This window comes from Micrococcus sp. 2A, assembly GCF_039519235.1.
Taxonomy (GTDB): domain Bacteria; phylum Actinomycetota; class Actinomycetes; order Actinomycetales; family Micrococcaceae; genus Micrococcus.
The window spans coordinates 814,554-832,424 of record NZ_CP154351.1 but is presented as its reverse complement, the minus strand read 5'-3'; the positions used below and the strand labels follow the sequence as shown (position 1 = coordinate 832,424).

General features: G+C 74.1%; 16 protein-coding genes. 3 read left to right on the top strand and 13 right to left on the bottom strand.

Going from position 1 to position 17,871, the window contains the following annotated elements:
- Window positions 1–14: 14 nt before the first annotated feature.
- Window positions 15–932 carry a 4-hydroxy-tetrahydrodipicolinate synthase gene (dapA, locus tag AAG742_RS03870; RefSeq protein ID WP_248115250.1) on the bottom strand — a complete coding sequence of 306 codons (918 nt, stop codon included), beginning with the start codon at window positions 930–932 and terminating at the stop codon, window positions 15–17.
- Between the two features lie 72 nt (window positions 933–1,004).
- Here dapA and AAG742_RS03865 point away from each other — a divergent pair, with 72 nt between their 5' ends.
- The gene (locus AAG742_RS03865) at window positions 1,005–2,186 is read left to right on the top strand and encodes a heparan-alpha-glucosaminide N-acetyltransferase domain-containing protein (protein ID WP_248115251.1); all 1,182 of its coding nucleotides are present in this window, start codon (window positions 1,005–1,007) and stop codon (window positions 2,184–2,186) included.
- Between the two features lie 19 nt (window positions 2,187–2,205).
- Here AAG742_RS03865 and AAG742_RS03860 read toward each other — a convergent pair whose 3' ends face one another.
- Genes AAG742_RS03860 through AAG742_RS03850 form a run of 3 tightly spaced genes read right to left on the bottom strand, consistent with a single transcriptional unit; the run spans window position 2,206 to window position 4,786 of the window.
- Window positions 2,206–2,670: a hypothetical protein gene (locus AAG742_RS03860; RefSeq protein ID WP_248115252.1), complete on the bottom strand. Its 465-nt coding sequence runs from the start codon at window positions 2,668–2,670 to the stop codon at window positions 2,206–2,208.
- Entirely contained in the window at window positions 2,663–3,442 is a 780-nt protein-coding gene (gene dapB / locus AAG742_RS03855; protein ID WP_298712721.1) for a 4-hydroxy-tetrahydrodipicolinate reductase, read from the bottom strand. Before dapB ends, AAG742_RS03860 begins: the two co-directional genes overlap by 8 nt.
- Before the next feature lie 24 nt (window positions 3,443–3,466).
- The gene (locus AAG742_RS03850) at window positions 3,467–4,786 is read right to left on the bottom strand and encodes a pitrilysin family protein (RefSeq protein ID WP_248115254.1); all 1,320 of its coding nucleotides are present in this window, start codon (window positions 4,784–4,786) and stop codon (window positions 3,467–3,469) included.
- Between the two features lie 1,331 nt (window positions 4,787–6,117).
- Here AAG742_RS03850 and AAG742_RS03845 point away from each other — a divergent pair.
- A complete protein-coding gene (locus tag AAG742_RS03845; RefSeq protein ID WP_248115256.1) occupies window positions 6,118–6,561 on the top strand; it encodes a hypothetical protein in 444 nt (147 codons plus the stop codon).
- Between the two features lie 120 nt (window positions 6,562–6,681).
- Here the strand turns inward: AAG742_RS03845 and AAG742_RS03840 are convergent, their stop codons facing one another.
- Together AAG742_RS03840 and rpsO are read right to left on the bottom strand one after the other, a co-directional pair.
- Window positions 6,682–8,943 carry a polyribonucleotide nucleotidyltransferase gene (locus tag AAG742_RS03840; protein ID WP_298714704.1) on the bottom strand — a complete coding sequence of 754 codons (2,262 nt, stop codon included), beginning with the start codon at window positions 8,941–8,943 and terminating at the stop codon, window positions 6,682–6,684.
- 255 nt (window positions 8,944–9,198) lie between these two features.
- Window positions 9,199–9,468 carry a 30S ribosomal protein S15 gene (rpsO, locus tag AAG742_RS03835; protein ID WP_002855292.1) on the bottom strand — a complete coding sequence of 90 codons (270 nt, stop codon included), beginning with the start codon at window positions 9,466–9,468 and terminating at the stop codon, window positions 9,199–9,201.
- 167 nt (window positions 9,469–9,635) lie between these two features.
- On the opposite strand from rpsO, the gene AAG742_RS03830 reads away from it, so the two are divergent.
- A complete protein-coding gene (locus AAG742_RS03830; RefSeq protein WP_248115258.1) occupies window positions 9,636–10,634 on the top strand; it encodes a CPBP family intramembrane glutamic endopeptidase in 999 nt (332 codons plus the stop codon).
- On the opposite strand, the gene AAG742_RS03825 is transcribed toward AAG742_RS03830, so the two are convergent.
- The 7 genes from AAG742_RS03825 to infB form a co-directional block, all read right to left on the bottom strand.
- Window positions 10,635–11,525 (bottom strand): class I SAM-dependent methyltransferase, encoded by an 891-nt coding sequence (locus tag AAG742_RS03825; protein ID WP_248115259.1) that lies wholly within the window; start codon window positions 11,523–11,525, stop codon window positions 10,635–10,637.
- Window positions 11,526–11,533: 8 nt separating this feature from the next.
- Entirely contained in the window at window positions 11,534–12,511 is a 978-nt protein-coding gene (locus AAG742_RS03820; protein ID WP_343282339.1) for a bifunctional riboflavin kinase/FAD synthetase, read from the bottom strand.
- Window positions 12,512–12,952, bottom strand: coding sequence for a hypothetical protein (locus AAG742_RS03815; RefSeq protein ID WP_343282338.1), 441 nt, complete (start codon window positions 12,950–12,952; stop codon window positions 12,512–12,514).
- A gap of 8 nt (window positions 12,953–12,960) precedes the next feature.
- Entirely contained in the window at window positions 12,961–13,329 is a 369-nt protein-coding gene (locus tag AAG742_RS03810; RefSeq protein ID WP_248115262.1) for a hypothetical protein, read from the bottom strand.
- Window positions 13,326–14,252: a tRNA pseudouridine(55) synthase TruB gene (truB, locus tag AAG742_RS03805; RefSeq protein ID WP_343282419.1), complete on the bottom strand. Its 927-nt coding sequence runs from the start codon at window positions 14,250–14,252 to the stop codon at window positions 13,326–13,328. Before truB ends, AAG742_RS03810 begins: the two co-directional genes overlap by 4 nt.
- 96 nt (window positions 14,253–14,348) lie before the next feature.
- Entirely contained in the window at window positions 14,349–14,798 is a 450-nt protein-coding gene (rbfA, locus tag AAG742_RS03800; RefSeq protein ID WP_248115263.1) for a 30S ribosome-binding factor RbfA, read from the bottom strand.
- 89 nt (window positions 14,799–14,887) lie between these two features.
- Entirely contained in the window at window positions 14,888–17,842 is a 2,955-nt protein-coding gene (infB, locus tag AAG742_RS03795; RefSeq protein WP_343282337.1) for a translation initiation factor IF-2, read from the bottom strand.
- Window positions 17,843–17,871 lie beyond the last annotated feature (29 nt).

The window sequence follows — 17,871 nt, the reverse complement described above, 5'->3', positions numbered from 1 at the left end:
TGAGGGAGTCCTTGTCAGAAGGTGATGCCGGCCTCGGCGAGGTCGGCGCGGATGAGGGAGAGCTCGTCGGCGGTCGCCGGGACGAGGGGCAGCCGCACGGCTGCGGAGGGAATGTGGCCCTGGGCGGCGAGCACGGCCTTCGCGGCCACGGCCCCCTGGACGTGAGTCATGATGCCGCGCTGGACGGGGTCCAGGGCGAAGTGGTGCTCGCGGGCGGCGGTCAGGTCTCCGGCCGCCACCGCGTCCACGAGGGCGCGGTACAGGGCGGGGGCCACGTGCGCGGCCACGGAGACGACGCCGACGGCGCCGAGCGCCATGAGCGGCAGGGTCGCGCCGTCGTCGCCGGAGTAGAGGTCCAGGTCCGAGTGCGCGAGGACCGTGGTGGTGGACTGCAGGTCGCCCTTGGCGTCCTTGAGCGCCCGGATGTTCGGGTGCGCCGCGAGCGCGATGAGCGTCTCGGGCTGGATCGGCATCACGGAGCGGCCCGGGATGTCGTAGAGCATGATCGGCAGGTCGACGCCGTCCGCGATGGTCTCGAAGTGTGCGCGGATGCCCGCCTGGTTGGGCTTGTTGTAGTACGGGGTGACCAGCAGCAGGCCGTCCACGCCGGTCTTCGCGGCGAGGCGGGACAGGTGCAGGCTGTGCGCGGTGTCGTTGGTGCCGGTGCCGGCGATGACCGCGGCGCGGTCCCCCACGGCCTCGACCACGGCCCGGAACATGTCCAGGTTCTCCGCGTCGGTGAGCGTGGAGGTCTCCCCCGTCGTGCCGGTGACCACGAGGCCGTCGGCGCCCTGGTCGACGAGGTGGGCGGCGAGCGACTGCGCGGCCGCGAGGTCCACGGCACCGTCCTTGGTCATGGGCGTCACCATGGCCGGGACCACCGTGCCGAAGAGCTTCTCGGTGGGGGCGGTGGTGTGACGGGCGGCGTTCATGCTCTCCAGCCTACCTGCGAGAATGCCTGCGTCCGGGACCCGGGCGCCCACCCCGCCCTCCGAGGAGCCTTGATGACGCACCCCGCCCCGCCCGCACGGCTGGCCGGAGTGGACGCCGCCCGTGGCGTCGCCCTGCTGGGGATGGTCGCCGTGCACGTCACCGCCCCCCTCGACGCCGACGGGGAGCCGAGCCTGGCCCACCTCCTCTTCGGGGGGCTGGCCTCGGTCCTCTTCGTCACACTCGCCGGGGTGGGCCTCGCCCTCATGACGGGCGGGGCGGCCGGAGCGGACCCGGCCCGTCTGCCCCTGCTGCGCCGCAGGATCGCCCGCCGCGCCGGCCTGCTCTTCGCGCTCGGGCTGGCGTGCGCGTGGCTGGGGACGCCCGTGGCCGTGATCCTGTGCCACGACGGACTCCTCTTCCTCCTCGCCCTGCCGTTCCTGGGGCTGCGGGCCCGCGCGCTCGCACTGCCGGCGGGGGTCGGGCTGCTCGGCGGCCCCGTGCTGGTCTTCGCGCTCAGCGCGGCGGGGCAGGCCCTGCTGGGGCACGAGGAGTTCCTCATGGACGCCCGCCTGTGGGTCACCCCCGCCCCGGAGCATCTCCTCACCCCGGGGCTGCTGCTCACCGACCTGCTGCTGACCGGCTACTACCCCGTCCTCTCGTGGATCGGCTTCCTGCTGCTCGGCCTGTGGCTGGGGCGCCTGGAGCTGGAGCGTCCGCGCGTGGCCGCGGCCCTGCTCGCCGGTGGCGCCGTGGCCGGGGCGGCCGCGAGCGCGGCCGGTTCGTGGCAGCACCACGACCCCGCACAGCTCCAGCGGATCGCCGCCGGCACGGGCGTGTCCCTCGCCGAGCTGCCGACGGCCCTGGCCACGGGGGACCACCGCCTCGCATGGCTCGTGCCCGATCCGCTGTGGCTCGCGGTGGTGGCCCCGCACGCGGGATCCGTGCTCGAGGCGGTGCGCGCGGCGGGCTGGGCGGCGGCGGTCCTGGGGCTGTGCCTGCTGGCCGCGCGGGCGAGCGGCCTCCGCCCCGCGCTCGCCCCGCTCGCCGGGGCCGGGCGGGTGACGCTCAGCCTCTACGTGGGGCACCTCGTGCTCATCGCCGCGCTGGGCACGGCGGGGCTGCCGTCCGAGGGCGGGGCCGTCGTCGCCGCGTTCTGGGCCCTGTGCCTGGGCGCGGGCTTCGCGGCGCTGCGCACGGGTCGGCGGGGCCCGCTCGAGGCGGGCGTCGCGGAGCTCTCCCGCGCGGGCGAGTGAGGCCCGCGGCGGCGGGGGCTCAGCCCTCGGCGTGCAGGCGGACGGCGTCGCGCGCCGCGGCACGGGCCCGGCGGCGGTCCCCCGCGGCGTCGTAGGCGAGGGACAGCCGGTAGCGGGCACGCCAGTCCCGCGGCGCAGCCTCGACCTCGGCCCGGCAGGTCTCGAACTGGGCGTCGGCCGCGGCGCGGTCGATCCGGCCTCCGGGCGAGCGCGGCAGGTCGTCGGCGGGCAGCTCGCCGTCGGCCGCCAGGATGCCGGCGAGCCGCTCCGTCTGGAGACCGAAGCGCAGCTCGCGTGCCAGCAGGAGCAGGCCCAGGACGACCACGACGATCACGGCGACGCCGATGGCCTTCGCCACGAACTGGGGCGCAGACATGAAGGCGACGGCGAAGTACACCGCGATCGCGGAGAAGAAGAGCAGGAGCGCGCTCGTGAAGCCCACCCACACCTTGGACGCGAGGGTCGAGCGGGTGGTCTCAGCCAAGGTCGAGGTATCCGTCCAGTCCGTAGGTGAGACCGGGGCGGGAGGCCACGGTCCGGAGGCCCAGCACGACGCCCGGCATGTAGGCGCCGCGGTCGAAGGCATCGTGGCGCACCACGAGCTGCTCCCCCGGCCCGCCCAGGAGGACCTCCTGATGGGCCTCGAGGCCGCGCAGGCGCACGGCGTGCACGTGCACCCCGTTCACGACGGCGCCCCGTGCTCCGTCGGGGTCACGCTCCGTCGCGTCGGGTGAGGGGCCGACGCCCGCCGCGGCCCGTGCGTCGCCGATCAGCTCGGCGGTGCGCACCGCCGTGCCGGAGGGGGCGTCCAGCTTGGCGGGGTGGTGCAGCTCGATGAGCTCGACCGACTCGAACCACCGCGCCGCCTTGGCGGCGAACGCGGAGGCGAGCACCGACCCCACGGAGAAGTTGGGGGCGATCAGCACGCCGACCCCGGGGTGCTCGGCCAGCCGGGCCTCGAGAGCCACGCGGCGCTCGGGGCCCCACCCCGAGGTCCCGACGACGGCGTGGAGCCCGTTCTCCACCGCGAAGGCGACGTTGTCCGGCGAGGCGTCCGGGACGGTGAGGTCCAGGACGTGGGTGGCGCCGGCGTCGACGACGGCCGTCAGCGGGTCCCGCGAGCCGAGCTCGGCGGCGAGCTCGAGGCCCTCGGCGGCACGGACGGCCTCAACGGCCCGGCGGCCCATCTTGCCGTTCGCGCCCAGGACGGCGACGCGCGGGGCGGCCTCGGGGGCAGCGTGAGGGGTGTCAGACATGGGATCCAGCCTAGTGGTCTCGCCTCAGGCCGGAGCGACGACGACGCGTCCCCGCTCCCCCGCCGCCAGACGCGCGGCGACGGCGCGGACCTGGCCGACGTCGACGGCGCGCACTCGCTCGAGCGAGGCGGCGAGGTCGACGAACTCGCCCGTGACCAGCTCGGCGCGGCCGAGGCGCGACATGCGGGCGCCGGTGGACTCCATGCCCAGCACGGTGCCGCCGCAGAGCTGACCGTGGGCGCGGTCGAGCTCCTCGGCCGTGATGTCCTCGGAGGCCATGCGGTCGAGCTCGGCCTCCATGAGGGCGGAGACCTCGTCCACCCGGTCCGGCTGGCAGCCCGCATAGAGGCCGTAGTAGCCGGCGTCGGAGTAGCCCGCCGAGAAGGAGTACGTGGAGTAGGCGAGGCCGCGCCGCTCACGGATCTCCTGGAACAGCCGCGAGGACATGCCGCCGCCGAGCACGGACTGCATGACTCCGAGGGCGAAGCGGTCCGGGTCCGTGGTGGAGAGGGAGCGGCCGCCGACGATCACATTGGCCTGCTCCACGGCCTTCTCCACGGTGTGCGTGCCGGTCAGCACGCGGGAGGCCGCGGCGCCCGCGGTGTCGACGCCGCGCCGCGGCGCCGGGGACGCACCCGGAGCCAGGTCCCAGCCGGAGCGGCGCAGGGCGTCGAGGACGAGGCCGCAGACGACGTCGTGGTCCAGGTGGCCCGCGGCGGTGACCACCAGCTCGTCCGGCCGGTACCAGTGCCGGTAGTGGGCGAGGACACGCTCGCGGCTGACGGCGAGGATGGTCTCCGGGGTGCCGCCGATGGGGCGGCCGAGCGGATGCCCGTCCAGCATGACCTCGGCGAGCTTCTCGTGGGCGACGTCGACGGGGTCGTCGGCGTCCATCGCGAGCTCCTCCAGGATGACGCCGCGCTCGGTCTCGAGCTCGTCCGGGTCGAGGACGGACGAGGTGAGCATGTCCGTGAGGACCTCGACGGCCATGGGGAGGTCCTCGTCGAGCACGCGCGCGTGGTAGACCGTCGACTCCTTCGCGGTGCCCGCGTTGGACTCGCCGCCCACGCGGTCGAAGGCCGCGGCGATGTCCATCGCCGAACGGGTGGCGGTGCCCTTGAAGAGCAGGTGCTCCAGGAAGTGGGTGGAGCCGTAGCCGTCGGTGGACTCGTCCCGCGAGCCGACCGCGACCCAGTAGCCGATGGTGACGGAGCGCTGGTCCGGCATGGACTCGGTGAGGACGCGCACGCCGCCGGGGAGGACGGACCGCCGGACGACGGACCCGTTGCCCTCGTCCGCGAGGACGCCGTTAAAGTCCAGGGGGATCTCACGCTGAATGCTCATGCTGGCCATTCTGTCCGATCGGCGGGGGCGGGGCGTCGCAGAACGGGGTGCGGCACCGGTCGTCGCGCAGGGTGACCCTGCGGCGCAGCACGGGAGGGAAGATCCGGGCCCGCGACTCCATGGCGAGCAGCTGACCGGACTCCGGTGCCGTGGAGAGGCGGCGCAGAAGGAGACAAGCGTCCTCCGACGTCGCGCCGTCCTCCCCCGCCCCGCGCGAGGCGAGGCGAGGCCGAGCATAGCCCGGGCGACGCCGCCCGGGACGGGGCCGTGACCGGGGAGCCACGCCGGGTCACCGGCACCGGCACTGGCACTGGCACCGCAGGCGTGGCCGAGGAGCGACCGGTGGAGTGCGCGTGGGGATGGTCGCCCGTGCCCACGATGGTGGCCGCGTCCCGGGTGAGGCCGGCGAACGCCGCGACGGCCTGCTCGAGGGGCAGCAGCGCACTCAGGTGGGCCATGCCCGCGCCCGCGGCAGCCGGCGCCGGGCGCACGCTCACCCGCCGCTGCGCAGGGGACCGCTCCCGACGCTCCACCGCGCCGGCCTGATCCAGCCGCAGTGCGTGAGCACGGGCCTCGCCTCCGAGGCGACGGATCCCCGTCTCACCGAGCCTGTCCGCCATGAGCTCGTCCACCCGGCGGCGCTGCTCGGGCTCGAGCCAGATGCTCTCCCGCGCCTTGACCGTCGCGTGCTCCTCCGAGATCAGGCCGCGGGTGAGGGCCGTCAGCGTGTGCGGCATCTCGTGGACGAGAGCACGGTCCATGCCCACGTGCCGACCGCCGCGGTGGGGAGACTCCCGCCGGGCGAGCGCGACCGCCGAGCCCAGCCCACGGCAGCGGTCCCGCCGGGCGATGCCCCGCTCCCCCTCGGCTGCGGAGCGCAGCGCGTGGAGACGGGCCGTGAGCGTCGCCTGGGCAGCGGAGGCGGAGGCCTTGAGCTCCTCGAGCGCGCGAACGGCCTCGAGGCAGGCGGACTCGTCCTCAGGAAGGTCGGCGGCGGCCAGCTCCCGGACGACGTCGACGACGTGGTTGGCGCCCAGGGGCCGGCGGCCCAGATCCGCTGTGCGAGTGAGGCCCGGGGAGGATGGCCGATCCGGGCACAGCGGCTGATCCAGATGAGGGACGCGCGCCGGATCTTCACAGGGCTCGCCCAGGGCGGGGGCCTCCGCCCCGCTCCGCGCCCGCGCCCCGCGCGTCACCGTCCGCTCATCCATGACCCCCACGCCACGAAGGGTCCCGGACGGGTTGAGCGAGCCGCCCAGAATTGTGGAGGAGCGGTCGGGACGGTGCCCGCCCCCCTGCGCATGCCGCCTCACGCGGCCTAGTCTGACGTCATGAGCGCGTCCGTCCCCTCCCGATCGAGCCGGTCCAGCCGCTCCCCCGGCCCCGCCCGCACCGTGCTGCTCGTCGCGGTCGGCGCCCTGCTGATCTACGTCACGCAGGCCCTGGTGCCCACTCTCCTCGACGGCAGCGGGTTCACCTGGAGCGCTCTCCTCCCCGGCCTGGATCCGATCGTGGTGCTCGGTCCGCTCGCATGGGCGGCCGTCACGGGGCTCCTGCTCCTCACGTGCCGCACCGGCCCGGCCCGGCTCGTCCTCGGCGGCCTCGCGGCCTATGTCGCGGGATTCGCCGCCGGCGCGATGATCCTCGACTCCGGGACGCACGCCGGAGGCTGGGACCTCGGGTGGGAGATCGTGTTCTTCGTGATGATGAGGCTGGGCGCATGGGTGCCCGCGCTGCTGGTCAGCATCGCCGTCGCGGCATTGTCCCGGCGCTGACCCGGCCCTGCCCCGGCCTTGCCCCCCCCGTACGACGACGACGCCGCACCCTCCAGCGGAGGGCGCGGCGTCGTCGTGCGTCAGGCGGAGGCGATGGGCCTCAGCCCCGGATCACCGGGATCAGGCCTCGGTCTGCGAGGACTCGATGGCGTCCTCGGTCTCCGAGTCCGCGGCGTCGTCGGCCACGACCGGGGAGAGAGAGAGCTTGCCGCGGTCGTCGATCTTGGTGATCTCGACCTGGACCTTCTGGCCCACGCCGAGGACGTCCTCGACGTCGTCCACGCGGTTGCCGCCGTTCATCTTCCGGAGCTCGGAGATGTGCAGCAGGCCGTCCTTGCCCGGGGTGAGCGAGACGAAGGCGCCGAAGGTGGTCAGCTTCACCACGGTGCCGAGGTAGCGCTCGCCGATCTCGGGGACCTGCGGGTTGGCGATCGCGTTCACGGCCGAGCGGGCGGCCTCGGCCGAGGGGCCGTCGGTCGCGCCGATGAGCACGGTGCCGTCGTCCTCGATCGAGATGTCCGCGCCCGTGTCGTCCTGGATCTGGTTGATCATGGCGCCCTTGGGGCCGATGACCGCACCGATCTTGTCCACGGGGATCTTCACGGCGATGATGCGCGGCGCGGTGGGCGCCAGCTCGTCCGGGGTGTCGATCGCCGCGTTGAGCACGGAGAGGATGTGCAGACGGGCCTCGCGGGCCTGGGTCAGCGCGGCGGCCAGCACGGAGGCCGGGATGCCGTCGAGCTTGGTGTCCAGCTGGATCGCGGTGACGAACTCCGAGGTGCCTGCCACCTTGAAGTCCATGTCGCCGAACGCGTCCTCGGCGCCCAGGATGTCGGTCAGGGCCGCGTACTGGGTCTGGCCGTTCACCTCGGCGGAGACCAGGCCCATCGCGATGCCGGCCACGGGAGCGCGCAGCGGCACGCCCGCGTTCAGCAGGGACAGGGTGGAGGCGCACACGGAGCCCATCGACGTGGAGCCGTTGGAGCCGAGGGCCTCGGAGACCTGGCGGATCGCGTAGGGGAACTCCTCGCGCTCCGGCAGCACCGGCACGAGCGCACGCTCGGCGAGCGCGCCGTGGCCGATCTCGCGGCGCTTGGGCGAGCCCACGCGGCCGGTCTCGCCGGTGGAGTACGGCGGGAAGTTGTAGTGGTGCATGTAGCGCTTGGACGTCTCCGGCGCCAGCGAGTCGATCTGCTGCTCCATCTTGAGCATGTTGAGCGTGGTGACGCCCATGATCTGGGTCTCGCCGCGCTCGAAGATCGCGGAGCCGTGCACGCGGGGCAGGACCTCGACCTCGGCGGTGAGCTTGCGGATGTCCGTGAGGCCGCGGCCGTCGATGCGGACCTGCTCCTTGAGGATGCGCTGGCGCACGACCTGCTTGGTCACGGAGCCGTAGGCCTTGGCGATCTCGCCGCGGCGGTCGGCGAACTTCTCGCCCTCGCCGGCCAGCTTCTCGATGACCTCGCGCTGGTAGTCGTCCGAGGCGGACTCGCGCTCCTGCTTGTCCCCGATCGAGAAGATCTCGGTGAGGCGCTTCGAGGCGAGCTTCTCGACGGCGGCGTACGCGTCGTCCTCGTAGTCCTTGAAGACCGGCACCTCGACGGGCGCCTTGCCGGCGCGGGCGGCCAGGTCGGCCTGGGCCTCGCACAGCGCGCGGATGAACGGCTTGGCGGCCTCGAGGCCCTCGGCCACGACCTCCTCGGTGGGCGCGGAGGCGCCGGAGTCCTTGATGAGGGTCCAGGAGTCGGGGGTGGCCTCGGCCTCGACCATCATGATCGCGACGTCGTCGCCCGAGACGCGGCCGGCGACGGCCATGTTGAACACGGCGTCCTTGAGCTGCGAGTGCTTCGGGAAGGCGACCCACTGGCGCTTGCCGGAGCCGTCGTCCATCAGCGCGACGCGGACGCCGCCGATGGGGCCGGAGAACGGCAGGCCGGAGAGCTGCGTGGACAGCGAGGCGGCGTTGATGGCCACGGTGTCGTAGATCTCGTCGGGCGCGATGGAGGTGACGGTCACGACGACCTGCACCTCGTTGCGGATGCCCTTGACGAACGCGGGGCGCAGCGGGCGGTCGATCAGGCGGCAGGTGAGGATGGCGTCCGTGGACGGACGGCCCTCGCGGCGGAAGAACGAGCCGGGGATGCGGCCGGCGGCGTACATGCGCTCCTCGACGTCCACCGTGAGGGGGAAGAAGTCGAAGCCCTCGCGCGGGGACTTGCCCACCGTGGTGGCGGACAGCATCGACGTCTCCTCGTCGATGTACACCATCGCGGCGCCGGCGGCCTGCTGGGCGAGGCGGCCGGTCTCGAACCGGACGGTGCGGGTGCCATAGGCACCGTTGTCGATGACGGCTTCGGCGAACGTGATCTCAGGACCTTCCATGGGGTCCCTCCTTTCAGGACGACGAGCCCGCGTCGGTGCCATCGTCCTGGTCTTCGATCGAGGCCCTCGGCCTGCCCGCTGCGAGGCGGGCGTCCGGGAGCCACTGTCGAGGACCGCGAAGGATGGGTGCGGGTCCGTCTGGGTGGTTCTCTTGCTGGTGCGGACCGCCCGGTTGGCGGCGCACGGTTCCTACACTAAGGGCGGCACCGGTGTCCGCGGGAGGTCCCACGGGCCGATGCCGCCCTCAGCGGCGGGTCACTTGCGGAGGCCGAGGCGCTCGATCAGTGCGCGGTAGCGCTCGATGTCGACCTTCTGCAGGTAGCCGAGCATGCGACGACGACGGCCCACGAGGCCCATGAGGCCACGGCGGGTGTGGTGGTCGTGCTTGTGCTCCTTGAGGTGCTCGGTCAGGTCCTTGATGCGGCGCGAGAGCACCGCGATCTGGACCTCCGGGGAGCCGGTGTCGCCCTCGTGAGTGGCGTACTCCTTGATGATCTGCTGCTTGACAGCGGGATCCAGGGCCATGTCAGGCCTCCTTCTCTTCGGTACCGCGAACGGGGAGCCGCGCGAGCCCGAGGGCACGGCGCGGGGCCTCTCCACCGCGGACTGCAGGGAGGCCGATGGTCGAGTCTACCGCAGGATCATCCCGACGGCGGAGGCGCCCGACGGCGCGCCGCCCCTACGGTGGTGCCGTGACCTCCGCTCCCCCGCCGCTCGGCCCGCTCGGCCCTCCCCTCCGCCCGCTCGACCTGCCCCTCATCGGCCACGAGTACCCCCAGCTGCTGCGGACCCCGCGCAGCCGGTGGTGGCAGCCGCTGCTCTCGCTGCTCCTCGTGCTCGGATCGCTGCTGGCCCTGATCGCGGCGCTGCTGCCGGCCATGTCGGCCGCGATCCTCTCCGAGGTCGGATGGGACGCGCTCCTCTCCTCCGACCCGGAGGACGTCGCCGCGGTGGAGGAGGCCGCCTTCTCGAACTCCGCGCCGCTGACGCTCCTGAACAACCTGCCGCTCATCGCGCTGATCGGCGTCGCCCTGCTCGCCGTGGCCGTCTGCCACCCCGTGGCCGCCCGGTTCGTCCACTCGGTCGAGGGCCGCGTGCGCTGGCACTGGCTGCTGCGCGCGCACCTCGTGCTGCTGCCGCTCTTCCTCGTCTACGTGCTCGGCACCTGGGCCCTCGACGGCACCCCCACCGCCCCGCGCTCCGCGGACTGGGCCTGGCTCCTGGCCATGACGTTCGTGCTGACCCCCCTCCAGGCCGCCGGCGAGGAATACCTGTTCCGCGGCTGGCTGCTCCTGGCCATCGGCTCGTGGTTCCGCCGCCCCGTGCCGGCCGTGGTGCTCACCGCGCTCGTCTCGGCCGGGACGTTCGCCCTGGCCCACGGCTCCCTCGACCCGTGGATCCTGCTGGACCTGGCCGTGTTCGCGGTCGCCGCGGTGGTCCTGACCTGGCGCACGGGCGGGCTCGAGGCGGCCGTGGCCCTGCACGTGGTGAACAACGTCGTCATCCTCGCCGCCGGCACCCTCGCGGGGACCGTGGACGAGAGCTACGTGGACGCGGAGGCCACGGGCTCACCCCTGGCGACCCTGGTGTCCGTCGTCGTGATCTCGCTCGCGACCGCCCTGCTGCTGTGGCAGGCGAAGCGGGCGGGCGTCGCCCGCGCCGTGCCGGTCAGCGTCGGCGCGCGCCCCTGATCAGCGGCGCCGAGGGGCCGTGGCCCGCCACGCCACCGTGACGTAGGGCAGCGCGATCACGGCGGCCGGCGCGTGGCCGAGGTGCTCGAGGAGGTACCAGTCCAGGTTCGCCGCCATCCTGGCCCGGGTGGCCTCGGAGGCGCGCAGCCAGGACGCACGCGATGCCATGAGCCCGTGCAGCTGCGGCACGGGCTGCTCCACGGTCCACGTCCACCGCGCGTGCTCCTCCGCTCCGAACGGGGCCGCGAACCGGCGCTGCTCCGGCTTGGCGGCGTGGACGTCGCCGGCGCGCATGATCCGGGTGAGCCGGTGCACCCACGGCACGGAGGTGTCCAGCTGGTTCCACACCGCCGCGAGCCGCCCGCCCGGGCGCAGCACCCGCGCGGCCTCGGCGCTCGCAACGGGCACGTCCGTCCAGTGCCATGCCTGGGCCGCCACCACGACGTCGGCGCTCGCCTCCGGCAGGCCGGTCGCCTCGGCCGTGCCGGGCAGGGCGCGGACGCGGTCGGGCAGGGCGGGGTCGAGTGCGGCGACGTCGCGCTCGAGCACGGCCCGCATGGCCTCCGACGGCTCCGTGGCCACGACGCCGCGGACCCGTGAGGTCGGTCGCGCCGCCAGCTGCCGCGTGAACAGGCCCGTTCCGGCGCCGAGCTCCACGACGTCGAGACCGCGCCCCGCGGCGCTCGGCTCCGACGCGGCCGGATCCGTGAGCACCCAGTCCACGCACGCCTCCGGATAGGAGGGCCGGACGGCGTCGTAGTGCTCCCCCGCCGCCGCGCCGCCGAGGCCGAAGGGGTTGGGTGCGTCCGTGCGCGGCCGCGCGGGGCGGCCGGGCAGGCTCGGGACGGGCCGGCCGGGCAGGCTCGGATCGGGCTGCTCGGGGACGCTCACGGCGGCGTTCAGGACGGGCGCGGCGCCGCGCCGAGGATGGCGCGCGCCCGGTCGACGTCGTCGCGCATCTGGGCAACAAGCTTCTCGACGCCCTCGTAGGCGACCATGCCGCGCAGCCGCTCGACGAACTCGACGTCGACGTGCTGACCGTAGAGGTCGAAGTCCTCGACGCGCTCCTCGGGGCGGTCGATCACGTGGGCCTCGACCACGCGCGAGACGCCCTCGAAGGTGGGGTTGGAGCCGATCGAGATCGCGGCGGGGTGGGCCGCGCCGTCGGCGTCGTGCAGCCAGCCCGCGTACACGCCGTCGGCCGGGACCATGCCGGCCACGTCCGCCGCGAGGTTGGCCGTGGGGAAGCCGAGCTCGCGGCCGCGGGCGAAGCCGTGGACGACCTCGCCGGCGAGCACGTGGTTCCGGCCCAGGACGGCGGCCGCCTGGGCGACGTCGCCCGCGGCGAGGGCCTCGCGGATCCACGTGGAGGAGCAGCGGCGCTCGGGCGTCGCGCCCTCGAGGGCCGGGAACTCGTCCACCGCCTCCACCTCGAAGCCGTGCCGCTCCCCCAGGGCCACCATCGCGGCGAAGTCGCCGGCGTTGTCCTGGCCGAAGCGCACGTCGTGGCCCACGACGACGGCGCACGCGCGGAGCCCGTCCACGAACATGCCCCGCACGAATTCCTCGGGGCCCTGCCGGGCGAACTCAAGGCTGTAGCGCTGCAGCAGGACGGCGTCGATCCCGGCCTCCTCGAGGAGGAGCAGCCGCTGCTCGGTGCTCACGATGTCCTCGTGCGGGACCTCGGGGCGGTGCACGGCGCGCGGGTGCGGCGTGAACGTCACGGCCACGGCGAGGGCGTCCTGCTCGCGGGCCAGCTCGACGACGCGGCGCAGCACCTGCCGGTGGCCGCGGTGCACGCCGTCGAAGTTGCCGAGCGTGACCACGGTCCGCCGCAGGTCCGCGGGGACCTCCGCGAGGCTGTTCCAGATCAGCATTCAGCGCACCCCGGCTTCGTCGGCGTGGGAGGGGCGGTGCGCGAGCAGCCAGGCCAGGCCCACGATCGGCAGCACGAGCGGGATGTAGCCGTAGCCCGCGCCGAAGCGCGACCACACGGTCTCGTCCGCGAACAGCTGGGGGTCCAGGAGGGTCAGCAGGCCCACGCCCACGACGCCCACGAGCTCCACGCCCACGGCCGCCACCGCGACGCGCCACGTCCGCGCACCCGTGCGGGCGAGCGAGAGGGTGGCCACGATGTACACGAGGGCCGCGAACGCCGAGAGCAGGTACGCCAGCGGCGCCACGCTGAACTGGGTCAGCAGCTGGAAGAGGCTGCGCGCGAAGGCCGAGAGCGCGAACACGGCGTAGACCATCACGATGATCCGGCCGAACCCCTGGTTGCGGGGGGCGCGGGTGCTGCGGGCGGGCGTCGTCTCCATGGGTCCTCTCACCACTGTCCGAACCAGATGACTTGCATGCGGTGCAGCATGACCACGATGGTCGGCCCGACGACGGCCAGCACGAGGTTGGACCAGCGCGTCTTGTCCGAGGCCGCCCAGCCCACCGCGACCACCGGCACGATGAGCGCCGTGAGCACGTAGCCCCAGAACTCCCAGCCGGGCCCGTTCAGCGGTTGCCCGCCGAGCTGGCGGAACGCCGCGGCCCCCGCGTACACGAGCAGGAAGAGCTCGACCGCGGCCACGGAGAGGATCGAGGAGTCGGCGGGGTGGCGTCGCACGGCCGTCATCACCACGCAGGTCAGGAAGGACAGGACGCCGATCACGGTGCCCGCCCAGAACCATCCGTCGAGGATCACGCGTCGCCTCCCGCCGGTTCGAAGACCAGGTGGGGCCGGGCCACGTCACGGCCCGCGCGGCGGCCGTCCTGCAGAAGCGCGACGACGGCGCCGGCGGGGGCCCGTCCGGCCACGAGGGCGGCCTCGCCGCCGGAGGAGGGCGGAGTCGGCGCGCCGGGCGTGCCGGAGAGCTCGCCCGAGGGGTCGATCGCCCGCCCGAAGGAGAGCTCCCGCGCCTCGTGCTCCGTGAGCTCGCGCACCGGGAAGAGGACGGCGGCGGCCGCGGAGAGCTCCGTCATGGAGAACCGCTCGGCGAGCTGGTCGAGGGTCACGGCGTCGGCCACGTGGAACGGGCCCACGTGCGTGCGGCGCAGCGCCGTGAGGTGGCCGCCCGTGGCGAGGGCCTCCCCCAGGTCGCGCGCCAACGCGCGGATGTAGGTGCCCGAGGAGCAGCGCACGGTGACGTCCAGGTCCACGAGCCGGCCGCCGTCGAGCCGGCGTTGGTCCGTGACCTCGAAGGAGTGCACGGTGACCTCGCGGGAGGCCAGCTCCACGTCCTCGCCCGCGCGCACGCGGTCGTAGGAGCGCTTCCCGGCCACCTTGATCGCCGAGACCGACGACGGGACCTGCTGGATGCGGCCCGTGAGGGCGGCGACGTGCTCCGCCACGCGGTCGGGGGTGACGGCGTTCGCCAGGCGGGTGGCCACGACCTCGCCCTCGGCGTCGTCCGTGACGGTCGACTGCCCGAGGCGGATGGTCGCCGTGTACGTCTTGTCCGTGCCCGTGATGGCGGTGAGCAGCCGGGTGGCCTTGTTCAGGCCCACCACCAGCAGGCCCGTCGCCATGGGGTCGAGCGTGCCGGCGTGGCCCACCTTGCGGGTGCCGGCGAGCCGACGGACCCGCCCGACGACGTCGTGCGAGGTCCAGCCCTGCGGCTTGTCCACGAGGACGACCCCCGACGCCGCCGTTCCCGGGGCGTCGGGGGTCTGTCCCGCAGGGGTGTGTCCTGCGGCGGTGCGCGCGTTCACGTCGGCGTCGCCTCAGGCCCGCTGCTCGTCGTCGTCGGCGTCGTCCTCGGCGGTGCGGTACGGGTCCGCGTCGCCGGCGTACTGCGCGCCCTCGCGGGCCTTCGCCAGCTCGGCGTCCCGCTCCTTGGCGGCGCGGAGGACGTCCTCCAGGTGCGCGGCCGCCTCCGGGACGGTGTCCGCGACGAACTCGAGCGTCGGCACCAGGCGGATGGTGAGGCCACGTCCCACCTCGCGGCGCAGCACGCCGCGGTTCTCCTGGATGGCCGCGTGGGCGGCGTCGACGGCCGCGTCGTCGCCGAGCACGGTGTAGTAGACGGTGGCGTGCTGGAGGTCGTTGGTCACGCGAACCTCCGTCACGGTGACGGGCTCGACGCGGTCGTCCTTCACGGCGCGGCGCAGCGCCTCCGCCACGAGGACCTTGATGCGCTGGGCCAGTCGGCCAGCACGGGCCGGATCGGCCATGGCTGCACTTCCTTCCGGGTCAGCCGGCCGCGGTCGCGGCCGGCACGGTGGGGCGCCGGGGTCCCTCACGGGCCCCGACGCCCCCTCGATCACGCGCGGGGCTTCTCCTGCATCTCGAAGGTCTCGATCACGTCGTCCTCCTTGATGTCGTTGAAGCTGCCCAGGCCGATGCCGCACTCGTAGCCCTCGCGGACCTCGGTGGCGTCGTCCTTGAAGCGGCGCAGCGACTCGATCTTGAGGTTGTCCGCCACCACCATGCCGTCGCGCACGAGGCGCGCCGAGGCGTTGCGGCGGATGAGGCCCGAGCGCACGAGCGTGCCCGCGATGCTGCCCCACTTGGAGGAGCGGAAGACCTCGCGCACCTCGGCGGTGCCGAGCTGCACCTCCTCGTACTCCGGCTTGAGCATGCCCTTGAGGGCGTTCTCGATGTCGTCGATCGCGTCGTAGATGACGGAGTAGAACCGCATGTCCACGCCCTCGCGGTCGGCCAGGTCGGCCACCCGCTCGGCAGGACGGACGTTGAAGCCGATGATGATGGCGTTGTCCACCGTCGCCAGGTTCACGTCGTTCTGCGTGATCGCGCCCACGCCGCGGTGGATGACGCGCAGCTGCACGTCGTCGCCCACCTCGACCTTGAGGAGCGAGTCCTCGAGCGCCTCCACCGGACCGGCGGCGTCGCCCTTGATGATGAGGTTGAGGGTGTCGATCTTGCCCTCGGCCACGGCCTGGTCGAAGTCCTCGAGCGTGATGCGCTTGCGGCGCTTGGCCAGCTGGGCGTTGCGCTCGGCGGCCTCGCGCTTCTCCGCGATCTGACGAGCGGTGCGCTCGTCCTCGGTGACCAGGAAGGTGTCGCCGGCACGGGGCACGGACGACAGGCCCAGGACCTGGACCGGACGCGACGGGGTCGCCTCCGAGACGGTGTCGCCGTTCTCGTCGAACATCGCGCGGACGCGGCCGTGGGCGGAGCCCACCACCACGGTGTCGCCGACCCGCAGCGTGCCGGTCTGCACCAGCACGGTGACGACGGCGCCGCGGCCCCTGTCGAGGTTCGCCTCGATGGCCACGCCGCGCGCGTCCTTGGTGGGATTCGCCGTGAGCTCGAGGGCGGCGTCCGCGGTGAGCAGGACCGCCTCGAGCAGCTTGTCGATGTTCTCGTTGTTGCGCGCGGAGACGTCGACGAACATGGTGTCGCCGCCGTACTCCTCGGGCACCAGGCCGTACTCGGTGAGCTGGCCGCGGATCTTCTCCGGCGACGCGCCCTCCTTGTCGATCTTGTTGACCGCGACCACGATCGGCACGTCGGCCGCCTGGGCGTGGTTGAGCGCCTCGACGGTCTGCGGCATGACGCCGTCGTCGGCGGCGACTACGAGCACGGCGATGTCGGTGACCTTCGCACCGCGGGCACGCATGGCCGTGAAGGCCTCGTGACCGGGGGTGTCGATGAAGGTCAGGCGTCGCTCGTCGCCCTCGTGCTCCACCGGCACCTGGTACGCGCCGATGTGCTGGGTGATGCCGCCGGCCTCGCCCTCGGTGACGTTCGCCGAGCGGATCGAGTCCAGGAGGCGGGTCTTGCCGTGGTCCACGTGGCCCATGACGGTGACGACCGCGGGGCGGGGCGCCAGGTCGGCGTCGTCCTCGTTGGCCTCCTCGGCGTCGAGGTCGATGTCGAACGCCTCGAGCAGCTCCTTGTCCTCGTCCTCCGGGGAGACGATGTGGACGCGGTAGCCCAGCTCCTCGCCGAGCAGCTGGAAGGTCTCCTCGTCCAGGGACTGGTTGGCCGAGGCCATCTCGCCCAGGGTGAAGAGCACCTTCACGAGGTCCGCGGTGTCCGCGCGGATCTTGTCGGCGAAGTCCGCGAGCGAGGCGCCGCGGCGCAGGCGCAGGATCGTGGTGCCGTCGCCCTTGGGGACCTTGACGCCGCCGATCTCGCGGGTGTGCTGCTGTTCGAACTCCTGACGCTTCGCGCGCTTGGACTTGCGCCCCTTGCGCGCTCCGCCGCCGCGGCCGAACGCACCCTGAGCGTTGCCACGGCCGCCGCGGCCGCCGGGACCACCCGGACGGGCCGGACCGCCGCCGGGCGCGCCCGCGCCCGGACGGCCACGGCCGCCGCCGCGGCCCGGAGCGGGGGCAGGGGTGATCTGCTTGGGCATCATGCCCGGGTTCGGACGGGCGCCGCCCGCACCGGGGCGAGGGCCCGCGGCGCCGGCCGCGGGACGCGGACCGCCGGGACGGGGACCGGCCGCGCCCGCCGCCGGACGGGGGCCGCCCGGACGCGGCGCGCGGTCCTCACGGCCGGCGCGCATGCCCTGCGAGGGCGCGAACGGGTTGTTGCCCGGGCGCGGCGCACCGCCGCGCGCACCGGCACCGCCGGGACGGGCGCCCGGACGCGGGGCGCCGCCGCCGGGGGCGGCCTTCGAGGTGAACGGGTTGTTGCCGGGGCGCGGGGCGCCCGGCTTGGCACCGCCCGGCTTGGGAGCGGCCGCGCCCGGGGTGGGCGTCGAGGCCGCCGACGTCGGCGCGGAGGGCGTCGACGCGGCGGGGGCCTGCGGCGTGCCCTGTCGGGACTCCTGCGGGGCGGCCGGAGCCGGCGTCGGAGCCTGCTCGGGCGTCGGCGCGGGAGCCTGCGTCGGGGCGGGAGCCGGGGTCTCGGCGCGGGCGGGCGCCTGCGGCGCGGCGGCCGGCGTCGGCTCGGGCGCCGCCGGCGCAGCGGGGGCGGCAGCCTGACCCGGCTTGGGAGCCGCAGACCCGGGCTTGGGTGCGGCCGAGCCCGGCTTCGGGCCGCGCGGCGACGGGGTGGGCGCGCCCTGGGCGGACGTGCTCGGGGCACCCGCCGCGGGGGCGGAAGGGGCGGCGGCCTTCGCGGCGCCCGTGCCGCCGGCCTTGCCGGCGCCGGGGTAGGCGCCGCGCAGCTTCTTGACCACCGGGGGCTCGATGGTGGAGGAGGCGGAGCTGACGAACTCGCCGAGATCCTTGAGGGTGCTCAAGGCCTCCTTGGAGGTGATGCCGAGCTCTTTGGCGAGCTCATGGACGCGGACCTTTGCCACGGTTCTCCTGTTCTGGCCTCACGGGCCTT

What these genes read in the sequence shown, in the direction of transcription:
- dapA (WP_248115250.1), bottom strand. Translation starts at nt 932, where the DNA reads ATGAACGCCGCCCGTCACACCACCGCCCCCACCGAGAAGCTCTTCGGC.
- AAG742_RS03865 (WP_248115251.1), top strand. Translation starts at nt 1,005, where the DNA reads ATGACGCACCCCGCCCCGCCCGCACGGCTGGCCGGAGTGGACGCCGCC.
- dapB (WP_298712721.1), bottom strand. Translation starts at nt 3,442, where the DNA reads ATGTCTGACACCCCTCACGCTGCCCCCGAGGCCGCCCCGCGCGTCGCC.
- AAG742_RS03850 (WP_248115254.1), bottom strand. Translation starts at nt 4,786, where the DNA reads ATGAGCATTCAGCGTGAGATCCCCCTGGACTTTAACGGCGTCCTCGCG.
- AAG742_RS03845 (WP_248115256.1), top strand. Translation starts at nt 6,118, where the DNA reads ATGAGCGCGTCCGTCCCCTCCCGATCGAGCCGGTCCAGCCGCTCCCCC.
- AAG742_RS03840 (WP_298714704.1), bottom strand. Translation starts at nt 8,943, where the DNA reads ATGGAAGGTCCTGAGATCACGTTCGCCGAAGCCGTCATCGACAACGGT.
- rpsO (WP_002855292.1), bottom strand. Translation starts at nt 9,468, where the DNA reads ATGGCCCTGGATCCCGCTGTCAAGCAGCAGATCATCAAGGAGTACGCC.
- AAG742_RS03820 (WP_343282339.1), bottom strand. Translation starts at nt 12,511, where the DNA reads ATGCTGATCTGGAACAGCCTCGCGGAGGTCCCCGCGGACCTGCGGCGG.
- AAG742_RS03815 (WP_343282338.1), bottom strand. Translation starts at nt 12,952, where the DNA reads ATGGAGACGACGCCCGCCCGCAGCACCCGCGCCCCCCGCAACCAGGGG.
- rbfA (WP_248115263.1), bottom strand. Translation starts at nt 14,798, where the DNA reads ATGGCCGATCCGGCCCGTGCTGGCCGACTGGCCCAGCGCATCAAGGTC.